The following is a 17,292-nucleotide window of genomic DNA, read 5'->3' on the forward strand; positions in this document are numbered from 1 at the left end:
GATTTTTTTAGCCAAAAATACGGCTGAGCCAGGATTCCCCGACATATTCGTCCATGCCCTCGTCGCTTTCTTCATAGCCCTGATTCGTATAACGGGCTACCAAGTCACGCAGCGCCTCGCCAAGGTCGGTACGCTCCGTTTTCAGCACCAACGGGATGCCCTCTTTGATGGACTGGCTGGCTGCCCGGAAATCATTGGGCAGGATATGATAGAAAGGCTCGCCGAGCAGCTTTTCGACATCGTCGATACCGATACGGGTCTTCGCATTGCTCCGGTTGAGCACCATGCGAATCTTGTGTTTATCGTAGTTCAAGTCATTGAGCGTATCGCTGCCGATTTTCATATTCTTGATAGTCGGGATGAAATCCACGATGCCCAAAAACGTCACGATAGTCGATAAATCCAGCAGCGCCAGATTGAGCACACTGAACATCGAAGTCGTATCCACGATGACATAATCAAACTTTGTTTGCAGCTGGCGGATTGCCCTGATGGCGTAATCCGATTGGATGTTGTAGGCCTCCTCCAGCTTCTTGGGCGCCGCCAAAACGTAGAACACCACCCCGCCGTATTCGTAAGGCGTCAGATATTCTTCCACATGGCAGGCTTCGCCCTGCATGAGCATCGCCTGCTGGACATCTGCCAGCGTCCGCTGAGGAAGCAGCTGCAGATAGTTGCAAACATCGCCAAACTGAAGATCGAAATCCACCAGACAAACCCGCTTGCGCTGGCGTGCCAATTCCGACGCCATATTACAGCTTAGAAGCGTCTTCCCCACGGCTGAGGCCGTACTGAAAAAAGTGAACACCGCACCATGGATTTCCTTTTCAATATCTGGCATGATGATGTCTCCTTTCCTCGTTACTGCGCCCCTTGAATTACCTCCGGCTTCTGGATATTATCCAACGAATAAACCGGTGACGTTGTTTTCGCTGCCTTAGCAGGCTTTACCTTGGCGGCAGCTTCTTCTGCCTGTTTTTCTGCCGCTATCTCTTGGCGCAAATTCGCCAGCCGTTCAGCAAAACTGCCAGCCGGCGGCTCTGCCTGTGGCTGTTCCACCACTTTGGCCGGCTTTTTCTTTTTTGCTGGCTTTTCCTGCTTCTCCTCCTGCTTAGACGGAAGTTCCTCGTTGAGGTCTACCGCTGGCATTTTCTGTTTCTCCCGGCGGCTTTCGACATAGGCGTCCTTCATCTTTTCCGACATCGTAGTCCGCGTCTGCTCATTGACTACGCGCGGCGTAATCATGATCATGATTTCTGATTTCTGACGGGATTTGTTGTGGTATTTAAAGAGCTCTCCAACCACGGGGATATTGCCCAAGAGCGGCACTTTACTGATGCTCTGGCTGTCCTCCGAGTTCAGCAGACCACCGATGGCCATGGTCATGCCAGTCGGAATGTTGACGACTGTCGTTGCCTGGCGCGTTATGAGTCCCGGCATATTAAACCCATTTACCGTAACGGCATTAGACCAGTCAAGCCGGCTGACAATCGCCTGCACATCGGCCGTGATATTGCCGTCGTTATCGACGGCCGGCTTCACGAGATTGAGCTGGATGCCATAGGGCTTGTATTCGACCGATACCGTATCGTTGCTTTTCATCGGCACGGGAATCTGGCCGCCCACGAGGATACCGGCCGTTTTGCCGCTCATCGTAGTAATATTCGGGCGGGAGATGATTCTGGCCTTGCCCTTATTGACCAAAGCATGAATATCGGCATTTATCTGGGAAAAATGCGTAAACAGCCAGTTGCGGTTATACCAGTGGTTTCCCTGATCGCGCGTCTTGCCATAGGTTTCCCCGGCATAAAACGAACCGGTAGAACCATTGGTAACCTTCGTCCATTTAGAATCCTGATTGTACTCGACATTCGACGGCGAACTGTATTCGACACCAAGCTGCTTGGCCGCATCGGAATTGATTTCGATGACCATGGCCTCGATATTTATCTGGTCCGGATTCGTCATCTCGAGCAGGTTCACGACTCTGGCGCTGGTGTCGATGGCTTCATCGCCTTCGATATTTGAAGCAATACCAGACACATTATCCTGCATCTTCTTCGTCACTTTTTTCGTCTGCGCTACTGTGTCATCCCCGACATACAGGCAGGCAATCTTAAAAGCCAGTTCTTTTTCGTATTGGTTTTCGACATGCCCCTTGAGCAGGACACGGTCGCCGACCATCGTTACTTCTACATGCGGCAGGTCAATCGCTTTTTCGATAATAGCTGCGAGCCCCTTATCCTCTTTGGATACCGTAACGCTGTACTCCTGGCGCATGCCGTTCTTCGTCCAGATATTAAGCGTCGTCGTGCCCGGTGCAAAGGCCACGACGTTCAAGGCACTTGCCCCGAGAATCTTCACATCGGCGATTTTCGGATTGGCTACGGCCACGCGGCTGATGCCACTGCCGGTATTTAAATAATACGACTGATTGACCCCAAGCCAGATTGGCTGAACATAGGCATAGGCAGGTGCCGGAACTGCTACGGCTGCTGCTGCCATCCCCAAAGCAAGGGCATTTTTCCATTGCATCATGTTAATTTACCCCCACTTTGCTAGAATTCACACCGCGGATTACTTCAATGCTGCTGCCGTAATCCGCCGTTACTGGTCTTGTCGGCGCCTTGGCAGGGGCCGGTGGGGTGTAATGCGTTGGTTCGGTCCGCGTCACAGCCGGCGGCGTCACCTGCGGCTGCTGTGGTGTTGCCGGTTTCTTATCGCCTGGCATAAAATAATCCTTATCGAGCGTAAATAAATCCGTCGGATTATACGGGCGCAGTACCAGATAGATTGTTCCCTTCTGGGATGCCACCGCCAGCTTCAGCGCTTCATCGAGCGGCAGGGCTACGGTCGCCGTTGCCATAGCATCTTTTGAGCCCTCGATTTTCCCTTCGCTCTTGTCCTTCGACTTATCTTTCTCGTCACTGTTCTTTTCGTCGCCAGGTTTAGCGGCATCTTCGCCAACTTTGTTGATAGCCAGCAGCAAAACATTCTGCATCAACACTTCGCCCTTGATGCCGTCTTCCTTTTTGCCGCTGATGACCATGATGTCGACATAATCACCTGGTTTTGCAAAGCCGGATACACCGGTTATATCCGTAATCGCCACCGATACTGCGCGGCAATTCGGCGGAATTGTTCCGGTGAACCCAGCCATGCGGACATCGGTATAGATTTTTTTATCTGTCACAATATCCCCCTGCTGGATTGCCGTACTCGCAGGGTGATCCATTGCCTCAGCTACATCAGCAAATGCACCAGCTGGCACGATATCAGCTGGCACTTCGACTACCTTGAGCATATCGTCTTTGACGATGGTACGCTCCGGTATATCCTGTTTGGCCACAACTACTTTGACCTTCAATTCTTTGCCCGCACTCTTCGTATTGGAATCCACTCCTGATAGCGAAAAGTAGACGAGCAATCCCATAAAACAGCTGAACATAACCGCCAGTATGACCCATTGCCGGTAGGTGATCTTGTCCAGTAAATCTTTGAAATTTCCCGACGAATTAGGTATTTTCAACATTTACGAAAGTCTCCCCATTATTAAGTTTCAGTAAAAAAGTCCTATTTTGTGTCCTAATTTGATTCTAATAACAACATGAGTATAACATACTTCTTCGTGTTATAGAATGATTTTTATTAACTTTTTTTTACATTTTACGCGTATTTTCTCGATTTTGTACGGTTGTTACAACATAAAATGTCATAAAATAATAAAAAACATAGCAAAAATAAGAAACTTCCTTTTCATTTACTTTTGCCAGCAGATATGTTATGTTCAAAGAGATTAATACTGGATGAAAAGAGGATTAATTCGTATGAATACCTTCGTTTTACTCTTTATGACTATTATCCTAGCCGTTTTTTTAAGCCTTGCGGGCAATCGCTGGATTGATAAACTCTATGCCGCTTCGCCGGATATTCTGAGCTTTCCGCAGGACATCGCCAAGCGGAGTTTTATCCGCCGCCGGGGACTGGCCTTTCTGCTCGGCGTTCTGTTTTCGCTGACGGCTTTGCGCCATCTCGGCATGATTCCCATCCAGCTCTATTTCCTGTTCGCCTTCGAATATCTGCTGCTGCTCTACACCTTTACCGATTTCGAACAGCAGGTCATCTTCGACAATATGCTGCTGCCTTTTGCCCTGTTTGGCGGCATCTATACGACTGTGATGGGAATGCCGGTCTTTGACCATGCGTTGGCAGCCGCCGCGGGCGGCCTCTCTTTCCTGCTGCTTTCGGTTCTTACCCGCGGCGGTATCGGTGGGGGAGATATCAAACTGATCGCCGCGCTCGGTCTCTGGCTTGGCACCGAGGCACTGCTGACCATTGTCATCACGGGCCTGATTCTCGGCGGAATTGCCGCCCTGCTGCTGCTCGTCACCGGCAAAAAGAAACGCAACGAATATTTCGCCTACGGTCCCTACTTCACCATCGTAACGATACTCCTTACCGTTTATTAAACAAAAAGGGACAGTAAAAAACCTTTACGTTTACATAAAAGACAGAAGCCCTCATAAGTTAGATTGATTAATCTGACTTATGAGGGCTTCTGCTAAATGATCAACGTACTTTTTACCAATTACAGTTTGTAGGTTCGTGGAACCTTATTCGAAGCAGCTCTTCGCCGCCGCTAGGGGCAGTGCCAACACTACGCGGGAGATGTTTTTCTAAACGAAATTTTTATCTTTAATTAAGCATCGAAAAAGTTGCAAAACGCGCTTCGCTTGAACGGTAGCAATTTTTCGACGAACGGTGAGGATAAAAATTTCGTTCTTCACGAAAAACATCAAACACTTCGTTTATGGCACTGCCCCTAGCGGCGGCTGAGTCTGTGGCGAGTTTCGCAGGGCTACCCCCTCCGAGGGCGTAGCAATTCGTGCCGGCTCTAACCGAGGCGGCGGGGGCCCCAGTACCATAAGCGTAGCCTTGACGTTCCGCGTGAAGCAAGAAATTTTTGCCTGCGTTCTCGTTGGAAAAGCAGTTTCGTCCAAGCGAAGCGCGTTTAACTGTTTTCCAACTCTTAATTAAAAGGCAAAAATTTCTTGTAGCGGGTTGTCACCGGTGGAGCGTTGGTACTGGGGCCCCCGCCGCCGGCAACTTACCTCGAACATGAACTGGGTACTACGCCCCTGCAAACTGTAATTTCACGTTTTTTTTTAGCGGATATGGGCTTCAGCGGCCTGCTGACGCAGACGGGCGATACGCTCAGCGGTTTCCGGATGCGTGCTGAACAAGTTGGCAATGGCTTTGCCAGACCCTTTCAGCGGGTTGACGATATACATATGAGCCGTAGCTGGCTGTGCCTGTGACATCGGCTGAGCATGCGTTGCATAATACTCGATTTTCTCCAGGGCATCAGCCAAATAATTCGGATTGCCGCAGATTTCGCCGCCATCGTGGTCAGCTTCATACTCACGCGAACGGCTGATAGCCATCTGAATCAGCATGGCGGCAATCGGCGCCAGAATAACCATCGCCAAAGCCGCAATCGGATTGCCGCCGTCCTCATCATCCGAATTGCCAAAGAATGCCAGGAACTGGGCCGAATAGGTGATGACCGTCGCCATCATGGCCGCAATCGTTCCCGTCAGGATATCGCGATTCTTGACATGGGAGAGCTCGTGCGCCAAAACACCCGAAAGCTCATTGTAGTCGAGCACGTTCATGATTCCCGTCGTGACGGCCACAGCTGCGTGATCCGGATTACGCCCCGTAGCAAAGGCATTCGGAACATCGCTGTTGATGATGCAGACCTTCGGCATCGGCAGGTTGGCATTAGCGGCCAGCTTCTCCACGAGCTGGAAAAGCTGCGGCGCATCTTCGCGGGAAATTTCCTGGGCACCAGCCGATTTCAGCGCCATCGTGTCACTGAACCAGTACATGAACATATCCATGCCCAGCGACAGGAGCAGCATCGCCATCAGGCCGGCCTTGCCGCCAATCAGGCCGCCCACAAACATCATCAGGGCTGCCAGCAGAACCATTAGTAAGAGAGTCTTGAGATTATTCATTATTCCTTCACTCCTTATTGTGATGATTGATATACCAGCCGATAAGTAAAACGGCTGCTACAAAAGCGATTTTCAAATACAGGGCATAGGGGAGGAGGCAGGCGCCAACGGCCTTGTCGGCCACCATGAGCTCCGCCGCCGTATAACCTAAGATGGCCGCGCCGGCATAGATGAGCGCCGGAACCTTCAGCATTATCATCAGGAAGACCTGCGCGCCGAACAATACGATGGGGATGGAAATCAGCAGGCCGCAGATAATCAGGCTCCATTTTCCCTCGGGCACGGTATTGGCCACACCGGCCAGCGATAAGATGTTGTCGATACTCATGATAAAGTCAGCAATCAGGATAGTCCGCACTGCCGCCGCAAAGGTTGTCGGCTGGCTCGCTTCCTCGCCCTTTTCCTCACGGTGGTCCGTGACCAGCTTCACGGCAATGTATAAAAGTGCCGCGCCGCCAATTGCCTCAATGTAAGGCGTTGCCAAAATCCCCGTGGCAAACAGCGTGCAGATGATGCGGATAAAGACCGCACCAAAACCGCCAATCAGGATGGCCTTGCGCCGATTGTGATTTGGCAGGTTCTTGCAGGCCAGCGCGATGAGAATCGCATTGTCGCCGGACAGCAGCAAATCCAGGAGCAAAATTCCCGAAAGAGCGGCCAGCCATTCCGGCGAAAACATACCAGCAAATAAATTTTCCATTTTTCCTATCACATCTTCTTTCTGTACCAAAAAAACCTTGACCTATATACAGTCGTATTATGACTTTATATAAGATCAAGGTCTTGCTTACTAACGATTAGCCGGCCGTACCGGGATGTATGACATCCGTACTGACGATATCAGGCCGTTCAGCTACTCCCCTTGTGGGGTATATGATTTGTTTATGGCTATAATATATCATAGCCGATTCGACATTGCAAGCAAAAATGTCAAATAGTCAGCTAAAATTTTGATTAAATGTCCAGATTGCGTACGAGTTTTGCATTTTCCTCGATGAACTGGCGGCGCGGTTCAACCTTGTCGCCCATGAGAATCGTGAAGAGCTCGTCAGCTGCCTCAGCATCTTCCATATCGACGCGCAGCATCGTGCGGGTCTCCGGGTCCATCGTCGTCTCCCAGAGCTGCTCCGGGTTCATCTCGCCCAGACCTTTGTAACGCTGTACCGTAACGCCATCGCGGCCGACTTCGTCGAGCTTCTTGGCCAGTTCTTCATCACTGTAGGTATACCAGTGTTTCTTCGCCTTGCGAATCTGATAGAGCGGCGGCTGGGCAATAAATACATGGCCATGCTCAATCAGCGGTTTCATATAGCGATAGAGGAAGGTGAGGAGCAGGGTGCGGATATGCGCACCATCGACATCGGCATCGGTCATGATGATGATTTTGCCGTAACGGCGTTTGGCCAGGTCGAAATCCTCACTGATACCCGTACCGAATGCCGTAATCATCGTACGGATTTCGGCATTGGCGAAAATCTTGTCGAGACGTGCCTTTTCGACGTTGAGGATTTTACCTCTGAGCGGCAGGATAGCCTGGAAGCGGCGGTCACGGCCCTGTTTTGCCGAGCCGCCTGCCGAATCACCCTCGACGAGATAGATTTCTGCCTGTTCCGGGTCTTTGACCGAGCAGTCAGCCAATTTGCCCGGCAGGCTGGAAACTTCCAGGGCATTCTTGCGGCGGGTGAGCTCACGCGCCTTGCGGGCTGCCTCACGGGCACGGGCTGCCATGATAGCCTTTTCGATGACTTTCTTCGTGATAGCCGGGTTCTCCTCGAAGTATTCCGACAGGCCCTCGGTCACGATGCTGTCAACGATACCGCGGACTTCGCTATTGCCGAGTTTCGTCTTGGTCTGTCCCTCGAACTGCGGCTCGCGGATTTTGAGGCTGATGACACAGGTCAGGCCCTCGCGGACATCATCACCGGAAAGATTGCCGTCTTTGTCCTTGAGGATACCCTGTTTGCGGGCAAAATCGTTGGCTGCACGCGTGAGGGCGAGCTTAAAGCCAGCCAGATGCGTACCGCCTTCCTCGGTGTTGATGTTGTTGACGAACGAATAGATATTTTCCTGATAGCTGTCGTTGTACTGCAGGGCAACTTCTACTACCGTATCATCCTTCACGCCGTTGAAATAAATCGGCTGCGGATTGATTTTCTCTTTTTTGCGGTTCAGATGCTCAACGAACGAACTGATGCCGCCCTCGAAATGGAAGGTCTCACTGCGGACTTCTTCGCCGCGCTCGTCATGCAGCGCAATCGTGATGCCATGGTTGAGGAAGGCCAGCTCGCGCAGGCGATGGCGAAGCGTCTCGTAGCTGTACGTCGTGACGGAGAAAATCTCCGGGTCCGGTACGAAGTGTACCCGCGTACCCGTGGTTTCCGTCTCGCCGGTGACCGTCAGCGGATGCTGGGTAACACCGCGCTTAAAGGAAATCTCATGGATTTTGCCATCGCGTTTTACCTGAACGTCCATCGAAGTCGACAGGGCGTTGACGACGGAGACACCGACGCCATGGAGACCGCCCGATACCTTATAGCCGTCGCCGCCGAATTTACCACCGGCATGGAGGACCGTCAGAACGACTTCGACAGCCGGCATGCCACTTTCGTGCATATCAACCGGAATACCGCGGCCGTTATCGACAACGGTAATGCTGTTGTCTTTGTTGATGGTTACGTCAATTTTGTCGCAGTAACCAGCCAGCGCCTCGTCGATGGAGTTGTCGACGACCTCATAGACCAGATGGTGGAGGCCGCGCTCCGACGTGCTGCCGATATACATACCCGGACGCATGCGGACGGCCTCGAGGCCCTCGAGAATCTGAATCTGCTCCGCACCGTAATCGGCCTCAACAGCCGTTACCTCGGCACTGCTTTCATCCGTATGGATTTCGACACCAGTCGTGTCCAAATCTTTATCTGCAAATTCATCAATAGGCGCCTGAGCCTCGTTTGGGGTCAGGTCAATTACTTTCGTTTCCTTGTCATTAGCCATGAAATTCCTACGCTCCCATCATTCCGTAACCAAACTTGTTTCCGTTGTTTTCTTCGTTGAATCCGCTGTATCTATCGTCGTAAACGTCAGCTCTGAGCGCCGCTTTAACGTAAGCGGCGATATTACTGACAGGTATATTTTATCGTCGGTCAGCACGAGCGATTTTATCGACTCATGCTCGTCCTCGGGGCCAAGTTCCAGCGTATTTATCACGCGGCCAGCCTCCCGTTTAGCCGCGAGCAGTTCCCGGCCCGGACCATTCTGAAAGAGGGCAAAATCCTGGATGGATATGACATCTTTCGTCCGGACCGACACGCCATTGCCTAAATGTAAAAACATCAGTGTTCACCTCTGACTTTCTTACCCAGCTTGATGACTGAGTAACGCTTTGGTGCCTTATAATCCTTTGGCCGGTGCAGGTTGAACCGCAGCCGGTAAATCGTCCGCACGATTTCATCTTCGGTCAATTGTTCCGGCGGCAGGCAGCGGTAGAGCATTACGAGGTTCTTGGCCTTAATGCTTTCGGTATCTGATACATCCACTTCCGAAGCCAGCTGCTGTACCATCGAAGCGCGCTGCTCATTTAAGAGCTTCGGCGTGCACTCGGGCACGTATTCCCGCACTTCCTTGCAGCGCGCCCAGGGGATATCCCGCAGGACTTGACGCACCCTGGCTGCTAAAGCCTCCCGCTGATTGCGCGCGCATACGGGACAACGAAGCTCGTCTTTGGGACACAGCGTACCGCAGTCCACACAGGGGTGCCATTCCTTTGATGCCCGCAGCTTTTCCATCTGCACATGCTTGCGGAAGAGTTCCCTTGCCCTGGCGACAATATCCGAATCCATTCCGTCACTACCTATTTGCTCAGACTCCTGCATTTCCTCGGCCGTCAGCAGGACCTGCTGGCGGTTTTTGCCCCAGTTATACTCCGGCTGGGTATGCGCAATGCGGATATCGTCAATCCCGTCAGTATCGGGATGCTCCCAGCGGCGGCAAAAGGCAATGCCCGCAATCATCTTCTGGCCCGCATAATTGTTGACCATCTGGGTAATTTGCTCCTGCATCATTATCAGGTTGTTGCGAAGCGATGGATTGCCGCAGTAAAGATACAGGATTTCCTTGCGGATTCCCTGCGGTTCCGTATGCCTGGCATTGAACGGACCAACAATATCCTCCCAATGCCAAAGCACCCAGTGCATGAAGAAGCGCTTCTCAAAGGCAGCGCCCTTGCCGTGCACCCAACGGGGAATAACGGATTTTACTTTTTCCAGTCCTGGTGTACGCTTTGCCATTCTATTACCTCGTAATCCGGCCCGCCTTGACATAAAAATACGTACCAATACGCTCCTGCGGGAAATAAGCCGCATCCGTTGCCGTAATCATCGTCTGGATGCGCTCCCTGCGGATATACGTCATCAATTGCTGGCGCCTCGAAGCATCCAGTTCACTCATGACATCGTCGAGCAGCAGGATAGGGTATTCCCCGGTTTCCGACCGCAGGAACTCGAGCTCCGATAGTTTGAGCGAGAGCACTCCCGTGCGCTGCTGTCCCTGCGAGCCGAAATTCCGCAGATTGATGCCATTGACTGTGAGCACAATATCATCATGATGGGGCCCACGGGTCGTTGAACCGCGCAGGATGTCCACCTCACGATGTGAAGCCAGCTCTTTATTATACCATGAAGCGAGGTCGTTTGTCATATCCCCCTCGTCCATGCCGTGAATCTCATAGGCAATCGAGAGGTTCTCCCGGTTGTCCGATATGCGGCGCTGCATGAGATTGGCCAGCATGTTGAGTTTCTTTACAGCCTCCTGACGCTTTTTCGTGATTTTGACAGCACTTTCGATGAGCTGCGGGTCCCAAAGATCCAGCATATCTGACGCGGCCTTGCGTTCACGGATGCGTTTCAAGAGCGTATTGCGCTGGGTCACGATGCGGTTATACTGCTGAAGCTCATGATAATAGGCAGGACTTGCCTGCGAAATCTCAGCGTCTAAAAAGCGCCGGCGTCCAGCCGGCGCTCCTTTTATCAAAAATAAATCTTCGGGAGAAAACAGAACCGTATTGATACTGCCGATTAATTCCTTCGGGCGGATTGGATGCTCATTCAAGAGAATCCGGCGCCGTTTTTCGCGGCTGAACTGGAATTCCAAATGATTTCCCACGCCCAGGCGGTCAAAATCGAGCTGAACGGATGCCGCCGGCTGTTCCCAGCGAATCAAATCCGTATCGCTGTGCGTACGGTGCGAATGGCCTAACGAGGCATAGTAGACCGCCTCGAGAATATTCGTCTTTCCCTGAGCATTCTGCCCCAGAAACACGTTGATATTCGGGTCAAAATCAAGCTGTATCTCGGAATAGTTCCGATAATTTCTTAGTAAAATAGAACGCACATACATTCTTTTTAATCTCCTGTTCGGTAAGACGGCGGATTTACTCCTTTGTCACCCGCCAGGCGCCCATGCCTTCGATTTCCACTACATCACCAGGATGCAGCTTACGGCGGCGGGCACTTTCCGTCTCGCCATTGCGTTTGATGCGGCGCTCTTCGATGAGCATTTTGACTTCACCGCCAGACTGCAGCACACCAGCCCATTTTAGGAACTGGTCCAGCTGGATTTCTTCGGTTTCAATTGCGATATCCTCAATCTGCATGGGGAAAACCTCCTTAGTGCGCCGTGCGTACCGGCGTTACGATGTAGATAAATTCCTCATCATCCGACTCGCGGACAGCAGCCGGCGAGAGGGGCTGATTGAGCTTAATCTGACAGGTCTCGCTGTCAATATTTTTCATGACATCCATGATGTACTGGGCATTGAAGGCAATCGTCAGCTCCGGACCTTCAATCGAAGCAGCCACCGACTCCTCGGCATTACCGATATCCGGATTGTTGGAAGTGATGTGAACCTGATTGTTCGCAAATTCCAGCTTGATGATGTTGTAGTCACCAGCGCGGGAAATCAGCGAAACGCGGTCAACGGCCGAGCTGAATTCGCTGGCGTCGAGCGTGACGACCGTAGCAAATTCCGGCGGAATGACGCGGTGATAATCCGGGAAAGCACCCTCAATCAGACGCGACGTCATGTAGAGGTTCTCAAAGGCGAAGCTGATCTGGTTGTAGGTACAGGTAACCGTGACATCCGTCGGGATTTCCGACGTCATATTGTGGAGAAGTTCCTGCAAAATACGGGATGGAATGATGACTTTGATGTTGCCGATACTCTCATCAAACGTCTCGTATTTAACGGCGAGGCGATGGGTATTAGTAGCAGCCATCGTGACTTTCGTGTCAGCGACTTCCAGATAGCAGCCCGTAAATACCGGACGCGACTCGTCGTTGGAGCAGGCAAATACCGTCTTCTTAACCAAAGAACGCAAAACGTTATCTTTGATTTTGAACTGAAGGTTTCCTTCCATTGGTTTGATGGTTGGGAACTCCGAAGCGTTCATGCTGAGAAGGGTGAAGTTGGCCTGATTCGACTGGATATGCACAATCTTCTCTTCACGATTAAAGGAAAGCGAGACACTATCCCCAGGCAGTTTGCGGATAACTTCCTGGAAATAACGTCCGGAAATGGCGATTTGTCCCGGTTCTTCAATCTCGGCTGGGATACGGCAAACCATGCCGATTTCATAATTGGTTGCCTGGAGCTCTAAGATTCCCGCTTCAGCTTTAAGGTAAATACCCGAAAGGATGGGCGTTTGCGGCTTGGTGGCTACGGCCTTGGATACAATCTGTAAGGCACTGACCAGTTCATTTTTGGCACAGGATATTTTCATTTTTGGTGGTCCTCTCTTTTTTTTAATATTACTCGGAGTATTTTTAAATAAATAGCCGTCGTAGTAGTAGGGCTTGTGGAAATGTTGAAAAGTGGCTAAAACCCAATGTTATCAACGATTTTCCTGTGGGTAAGATGTTTATAACAAGAGGGGAGGTTATCCACACAATCCACGGTGATAACCTCCCCTGTATTTTATCCACATTCTGTCGACAAGAAATCCGCAGGACTTTCCACAGAGTTATCCACGACGATTCTGTTCATAAAAGGCCGTTACATCTTTTGGATTCGCTCGACGAGTTCGTTCAAGATACCGCCGAGTTTGATGTCGGATTCTTTTTCTTTGCTGATTTTATCGCAGGCATGCAGTACCGTAGTGTGGTCACGGCCACCGAAGAAGTTGCCAATCTGCGGCAGCGACGTATCGGTGAGTTCGCGGCAGAGGTACATGGCAATCTGGCGCGGGTAGGCAATGCTGCGGGTGCGCTTCTTGGCGTGCAAATCATCAATTTTTATCTTGAAGTAAGAAGCGACGATTTCCTGGATTACTTCCATCGTAATCTCTTTGGTCTTGTTGTTCGGGAATACGTCCTTGAGTGCTTCGGCGACGAGATCCGTGGTGACTGGCTTCTTGATGAGGGAAGCATAGGCGACGACACGCGTCAAAGCGCCCTCAAGTTCACGGATATTGCTGTCGATGCGGCTGGCAATATAGACCATGACATCGTTTGGTACACTGAAATGGTCCAGCTGTGCCTTATTCTTTAAGATGGCAATACGCGTCTCGAGGTCTGGTGCCTGGATATCGGTGATAAGACCCCATTCAAAGCGGGAACGCAGGCGGTCTTCGAGGCGCTCAACTTCGCGCGGCGGACGGTCGGAGGACAGGATAATCTGTTTTTCCGCGTCATGCAGCGTGTTGAATGTATGGAAGAATTCCTCCTGCGTACTGGTCTTTCCGGACAGGAACTGGATATCATCGACGAGCAAAACATCGATGTTCCGGTATTTCTGGCGGAATTTCTCGGCGTTGCCTTCCTGAATGCTGCGGATAATCTCGTTGGTGAACTGCTCACTGGAGACATAGAGAACGCGCATTTCCGGGTGGTTGTGAAGGACGCGGTTGCCGATGGCATGCATCAGATGGGTTTTGCCGAGTCCAACACCGCCGTACATGAAAAAAGGGTTGTAGACCTTGCCCGGCGATTCGGCGACAGCCATGGCGGCTGCATGAGCAAAGCGGTTGCTGCTGCCCGTTACGAAGGTGTCGAAGGTATATTTCGGGTTGAGTGAGGCACTGTCGCCGGCGGCAACTATGTGCATATCGCTGCCTTCGGCCGTGGTGCTGGTATCCCCATTGTGGCTGAAAAGTGTACCCTGATCTGGAGTATCTATCGGTGGACGGCGTACTGGTTCAGCGGCCGGTTCCGGTTCAGGCGTTTTCTCCGCTTCAATAACTTTCATGACAATCTTGCGCTGGCTGCCGACTACGGCAGTCACTGCGTCCTCAAGTATCGTCAGGTAATGGCTCGTAATCCAGTCCTTGGCCATAGCCGTCTGCGTGCCAAGAACAAGATCGGATTCAGTCAGGGAGATTGGCTGAATCGGGTCGAGCCACTTGAAGGCTGAACCTGCGAGCTGATCTCTCATATTGTTGAGTATCTGCTCCCAGATTGCCTGCAATTCTGCTTGCTCCATTAAAATAACCCTTTCTGCTTATAGAATATGTAGAAAGCTTTTTCCACAGGTGAATATTTTTATCCACATTGTTATCCACAGGTGTGGATAATTGAAGGTTTCCCTAGGAGAAGAGGCGGGAAATATGGATAAGTTCACGGGAGTTTCAATTCGCGTGATTTTCAGGTGCTGTGGAGTTTTCCGCACAATAATCAACAATATCTTATCAGAATAAAACCAAGTTATCAACAGTTTTTAAGGGGATAACCTGGTAAATCGATTATTTTATCCACAATACAGCGGAAAAAATGCACAGGGAAAATCTTGACACCTCTTAGGGCGTAGGCTATAATTTACGGTGAGTCTTAGTGCGGGGGTATCCGCGCTAGCATAAAGAAGATCTGATGCTTTGCTTCTATACGAATAGAAAAATCAGAAATCAGCATAAGGAGGTGTTTAAGGAATGAAACAGACTTATCAGCCGAACAACCATTGGAGAAAGAAGACCCATGGCTTCCGTGAGCGCATGAAAACGAAAGGCGGCCGTCTCGTTCTGAAGAGAAGACGCCAGCGCGGTAGAAAGAAGCTTTCGGCATAAATTTTACAGTAAGGTCACTTAGGTGGCCTTTTCTTTTAGTTATCATTTGGTTTCGGAGTTAATCCGAATCGTTTTTATAGATATTGGTGAAATTACGAATGCTTACATTACCGAGAAAGAAAATGCTTAAGCGTCGCAGTGATTTTCAGCGGGTATATCGTACCGGCCGTTCGTGGGCGAATCGGTATTTCGTGTTGTATGTATTTGAGACAGACTGCCTCGACGGCAAAGTCGGTTTTGCCGCAGGCAAGAAACTCGGCTGTGCTGTTGTCCGCAATCGTGTAAAGAGACTGCTGCGTGAGAGCTATCGCAAGAATCAGGCGATGATTCGTCCGGGACTTGCCCTGCTGCTCGTCGGGCGCAAGGGCATGGTTGACGTGAAATGCGATGCCGTGGAAAAGTCGTTTGTCTCATTGGGGCGCAAGGCGGGAATCTTTACAGATGCCGCTTTGAACAGAAAGAAGGATAAATGATGAAAAAGGCGCTGCTGCTGCTGATTAAGTTCTATCGAAACTTTATTTCGCCGCTGAAGCCGCCTTCCTGCCGTTATATTCCGACTTGTTCGGAATATGCGCTGATTGCCGTGGAAAGATACGGGGCGCGCCGTGGTGGCTGGCTGGCATTGAAGCGTATTTTGCGCTGCCATCCGTTCCATGAGGGCGGTTATGACCCCGTTCCATAAGTTGTTGGTTTAGTTTTTTAGATTAGGACGTGATGGTTTGGGTTTCTTTGGAACGTTATTTGCACCGATTGAGAATCTTCTGCACTTCGTGCTCGAGATGTTATATTCGCTGACGAGCATGGCTGGCTTTGGCAGCTATGGTATGGCGATTATCCTGCTTACGATTATCATCAAGATGCTGATGTATCCGCTGACGGTTAAGCAGGTAAAATCCATGAAGGCGATGCAGGAACTTTCGCCGAAAATGAAGAAGATTCAGGAGAAATATAAGGATAATCCGCAGGTCATGCAGCAGAAAATCGGTGCCCTGTATAAGGATGCCGGGGTTAATCCGCTGGCTGGCTGCCTGCCGCTGCTCATTCAGATGCCGATTCTGATGGGCATGTATTATGCGTTGTTTAATTTTACGTATCCGTCGGCTGAGGCGGCACAGTTCCTGTGGCTGCCGAGTATGTCTGACCCGGACCCGATTTATGTGCTGCCAATCCTGTCGGCACTGACGACGTTCCTCCAGCAGAAAATGACGACGACGGAAATGAATCAGCAGATGAAGGTCATGATGACGGTTATGCCGCTCTTCATCGGCTGGATCAGCTTGAACTTCCCATCTGGTCTGGTACTGTACTGGGTAACGATGAACATCGTACAGATTGTTCAGCAGTGGTGGATGTATCGTGGTGAGGATAAAACGAAGGAGGCTGCCTGATATGGCAGATGTATTAGAAGCATCGGGAAAAACAGTCGAAGAGGCAATTGCTTCGGCGGCTTCAAAACTTGGTGTCACGACGGATTTGCTTGACTATAAGGTCATCCAGCAGCCATCAAACGGTTTTTTTGGCTTGTTTGGGGCAAAGCCGGCCCGCATTGAGGCAGCCGTAAAGGCCCAGCCGGCAGCGGAAAAGAAAGAAAAAGCTGCGAAAGAGGAATCGCTGGAACCGGCGGCTTTGGCAGCAGATGCCGAATCGGTTGAGGAGCAGGCGAAGATTGCCGAAGAATTCCTGCGCGACGTATTCAGCGCGATGAAGCTTGATGTCAAGATTGAGCGCGGCCAGTCCGAGGAAGGGATTCTCTTCCAGCTCATCGGCGAGAATCTCGGCATTCTGATTGGCAAACATGGCCAGACGCTTGATTCGCTTCAGTATCTGGCAAATCTTGCGGCCAACCGTGGTATTTCCGAGAATCGCGCCCGCATCATCATCGATATCGAAAACTATCGCTCACGGCGTGAGGAAACGCTCGTGAGACTGGCTGGCCATCTGGCAGAGAAGGCCTGCCGCATCGGGGAAGAGGTTCACTTGGAGCCGATGAACCGTCATGAGCGCAAAATCATCCATATGGCGCTTCAGGACAACCGCCGTGTGAGCACTTATAGCGCTGGCGATGAGCCGCGCCGTTATGTGGTGATTGCACCGAAACGCCGCCGCCGTTCCCGCAGGAATTACAGCGAACCGCGTTTTGACGAAGAATAAAATAGCTATCAGGCAAGAGAGCTGTGAAAGGGCTGTCTCATTTTGAGGCTGCCCTTTTGTGTATAATGAGA

General features: G+C 51.0%; 18 protein-coding genes. 6 read left to right on the forward strand and 12 right to left on the reverse strand.

Annotated features, from left to right (window positions below; genetic code table 11):
• Nucleotides 1–7: 7 nt before the first annotated feature.
• The 3 genes from FZ040_RS08555 to cpaB are packed head-to-tail and all read right to left on the reverse strand — an operon-like array spanning nt 8 to nt 3,532.
• On the reverse strand, nt 8–841 hold the full coding sequence (locus tag FZ040_RS08555) for a CpaE/TadZ family protein (protein ID WP_149171605.1): 834 nt from the start codon (nt 839–841) through the stop codon (nt 8–10).
• 20 nt (nt 842–861) lie between these two features.
• Nucleotides 862–2,538, reverse strand: a complete 1,677-nt coding sequence (locus FZ040_RS08560; RefSeq protein WP_149171606.1) for a type II and III secretion system protein family protein — start codon at nt 2,536–2,538, stop codon at nt 862–864.
• A gap of 1 nt (nt 2,539) precedes the next feature.
• On the reverse strand, nt 2,540–3,532 hold the full coding sequence (cpaB, locus tag FZ040_RS08565) for a Flp pilus assembly protein CpaB (RefSeq protein ID WP_149171607.1): 993 nt from the start codon (nt 3,530–3,532) through the stop codon (nt 2,540–2,542).
• Nucleotides 3,533–3,827: 295 nt separating this feature from the next.
• On the opposite strand from cpaB, the gene FZ040_RS08570 reads away from it, so the two are divergent.
• Nucleotides 3,828–4,469, forward strand: coding sequence for a prepilin peptidase (locus tag FZ040_RS08570; RefSeq protein ID WP_255448815.1), 642 nt, complete (start codon nt 3,828–3,830; stop codon nt 4,467–4,469).
• A 696-nt stretch (nt 4,470–5,165) separates the two neighbouring features.
• Here FZ040_RS08570 and htpX read toward each other — a convergent pair.
• The 9 genes from htpX to dnaA form a co-directional block, all read right to left on the reverse strand.
• Entirely contained in the window at nt 5,166–6,020 is an 855-nt protein-coding gene (gene htpX / locus FZ040_RS08575) for a zinc metalloprotease HtpX (protein ID WP_149171608.1), read from the reverse strand.
• Between the two features lie 7 nt (nt 6,021–6,027).
• Nucleotides 6,028–6,720, reverse strand: a complete 693-nt coding sequence (locus tag FZ040_RS08580; RefSeq protein ID WP_149171609.1) for a YjbE family putative metal transport protein — start codon at nt 6,718–6,720, stop codon at nt 6,028–6,030.
• 254 nt (nt 6,721–6,974) lie between these two features.
• Complete coding sequence (gyrB, locus tag FZ040_RS08585) at nt 6,975–9,014, reverse strand: DNA topoisomerase (ATP-hydrolyzing) subunit B (RefSeq protein WP_149171610.1); 2,040 nt, start codon at nt 9,012–9,014, stop codon at nt 6,975–6,977.
• Nucleotides 9,015–9,032: 18 nt separating this feature from the next.
• On the reverse strand, nt 9,033–9,353 hold the full coding sequence (remB, locus tag FZ040_RS08590; protein ID WP_149171611.1) for an extracellular matrix regulator RemB: 321 nt from the start codon (nt 9,351–9,353) through the stop codon (nt 9,033–9,035).
• Nucleotides 9,353–10,306, reverse strand: coding sequence for a DciA family protein (locus tag FZ040_RS08595; RefSeq protein WP_187620288.1), 954 nt, complete (start codon nt 10,304–10,306; stop codon nt 9,353–9,355). The genes remB and FZ040_RS08595 overlap by 1 nt, the downstream gene beginning before the upstream one ends.
• A 4-nt stretch (nt 10,307–10,310) precedes the next feature.
• A complete protein-coding gene (gene recF, locus FZ040_RS08600; RefSeq protein ID WP_149171613.1) occupies nt 10,311–11,414 on the reverse strand; it encodes a DNA replication/repair protein RecF in 1,104 nt (367 codons plus the stop codon).
• Nucleotides 11,415–11,448: 34 nt separating this feature from the next.
• Nucleotides 11,449–11,670, reverse strand: coding sequence for an RNA-binding S4 domain-containing protein (locus FZ040_RS08605; protein ID WP_180364843.1), 222 nt, complete (start codon nt 11,668–11,670; stop codon nt 11,449–11,451).
• A 13-nt stretch (nt 11,671–11,683) separates the two neighbouring features.
• Nucleotides 11,684–12,796, reverse strand: coding sequence for a DNA polymerase III subunit beta (gene dnaN, locus FZ040_RS08610; protein WP_149171614.1), 1,113 nt, complete (start codon nt 12,794–12,796; stop codon nt 11,684–11,686).
• A 272-nt stretch (nt 12,797–13,068) separates the two neighbouring features.
• Nucleotides 13,069–14,493: a chromosomal replication initiator protein DnaA gene (gene dnaA / locus FZ040_RS08615; RefSeq protein WP_149171615.1), complete on the reverse strand. Its 1,425-nt coding sequence runs from the start codon at nt 14,491–14,493 to the stop codon at nt 13,069–13,071.
• Nucleotides 14,494–14,935: 442 nt separating this feature from the next.
• Between dnaA and rpmH the strand changes: the two genes are divergently transcribed.
• The 5 genes from rpmH (at nt 14,936) to jag (ending at nt 17,221) form a co-directional block, all read left to right on the forward strand.
• The gene (gene rpmH, locus FZ040_RS08620) at nt 14,936–15,070 is read left to right on the forward strand and encodes a 50S ribosomal protein L34 (protein WP_033170574.1); all 135 of its coding nucleotides are present in this window, start codon (nt 14,936–14,938) and stop codon (nt 15,068–15,070) included.
• A 98-nt stretch (nt 15,071–15,168) separates the two neighbouring features.
• Nucleotides 15,169–15,543, forward strand: a complete 375-nt coding sequence (gene rnpA / locus FZ040_RS08625; RefSeq protein WP_149171616.1) for a ribonuclease P protein component — start codon at nt 15,169–15,171, stop codon at nt 15,541–15,543.
• Nucleotides 15,543–15,752 (forward strand): membrane protein insertion efficiency factor YidD, encoded by a 210-nt coding sequence (yidD, locus tag FZ040_RS08630; protein ID WP_149171666.1) that lies wholly within the window; start codon nt 15,543–15,545, stop codon nt 15,750–15,752. Before rnpA ends, yidD begins: the two co-directional genes overlap by 1 nt.
• 97 nt (nt 15,753–15,849) lie before the next feature.
• On the forward strand, nt 15,850–16,458 hold the full coding sequence (locus tag FZ040_RS08635; RefSeq protein ID WP_149171667.1) for a YidC/Oxa1 family membrane protein insertase: 609 nt from the start codon (nt 15,850–15,852) through the stop codon (nt 16,456–16,458).
• Nucleotide 16,459: 1 nt separating this feature from the next.
• A complete protein-coding gene (gene jag / locus FZ040_RS08640; RefSeq protein WP_149171617.1) occupies nt 16,460–17,221 on the forward strand; it encodes an RNA-binding cell elongation regulator Jag/EloR in 762 nt (253 codons plus the stop codon).
• The last annotated feature ends 71 nt before the right edge of the window (nt 17,222–17,292 follow it).

Origin of the sequence: Pseudoselenomonas ruminis (assembly GCF_008271295.1) — a bacterium.
Classification (GTDB): Bacteria; Bacillota; Negativicutes; order Selenomonadales; family Selenomonadaceae; genus Selenomonas_A; species Selenomonas_A ruminis.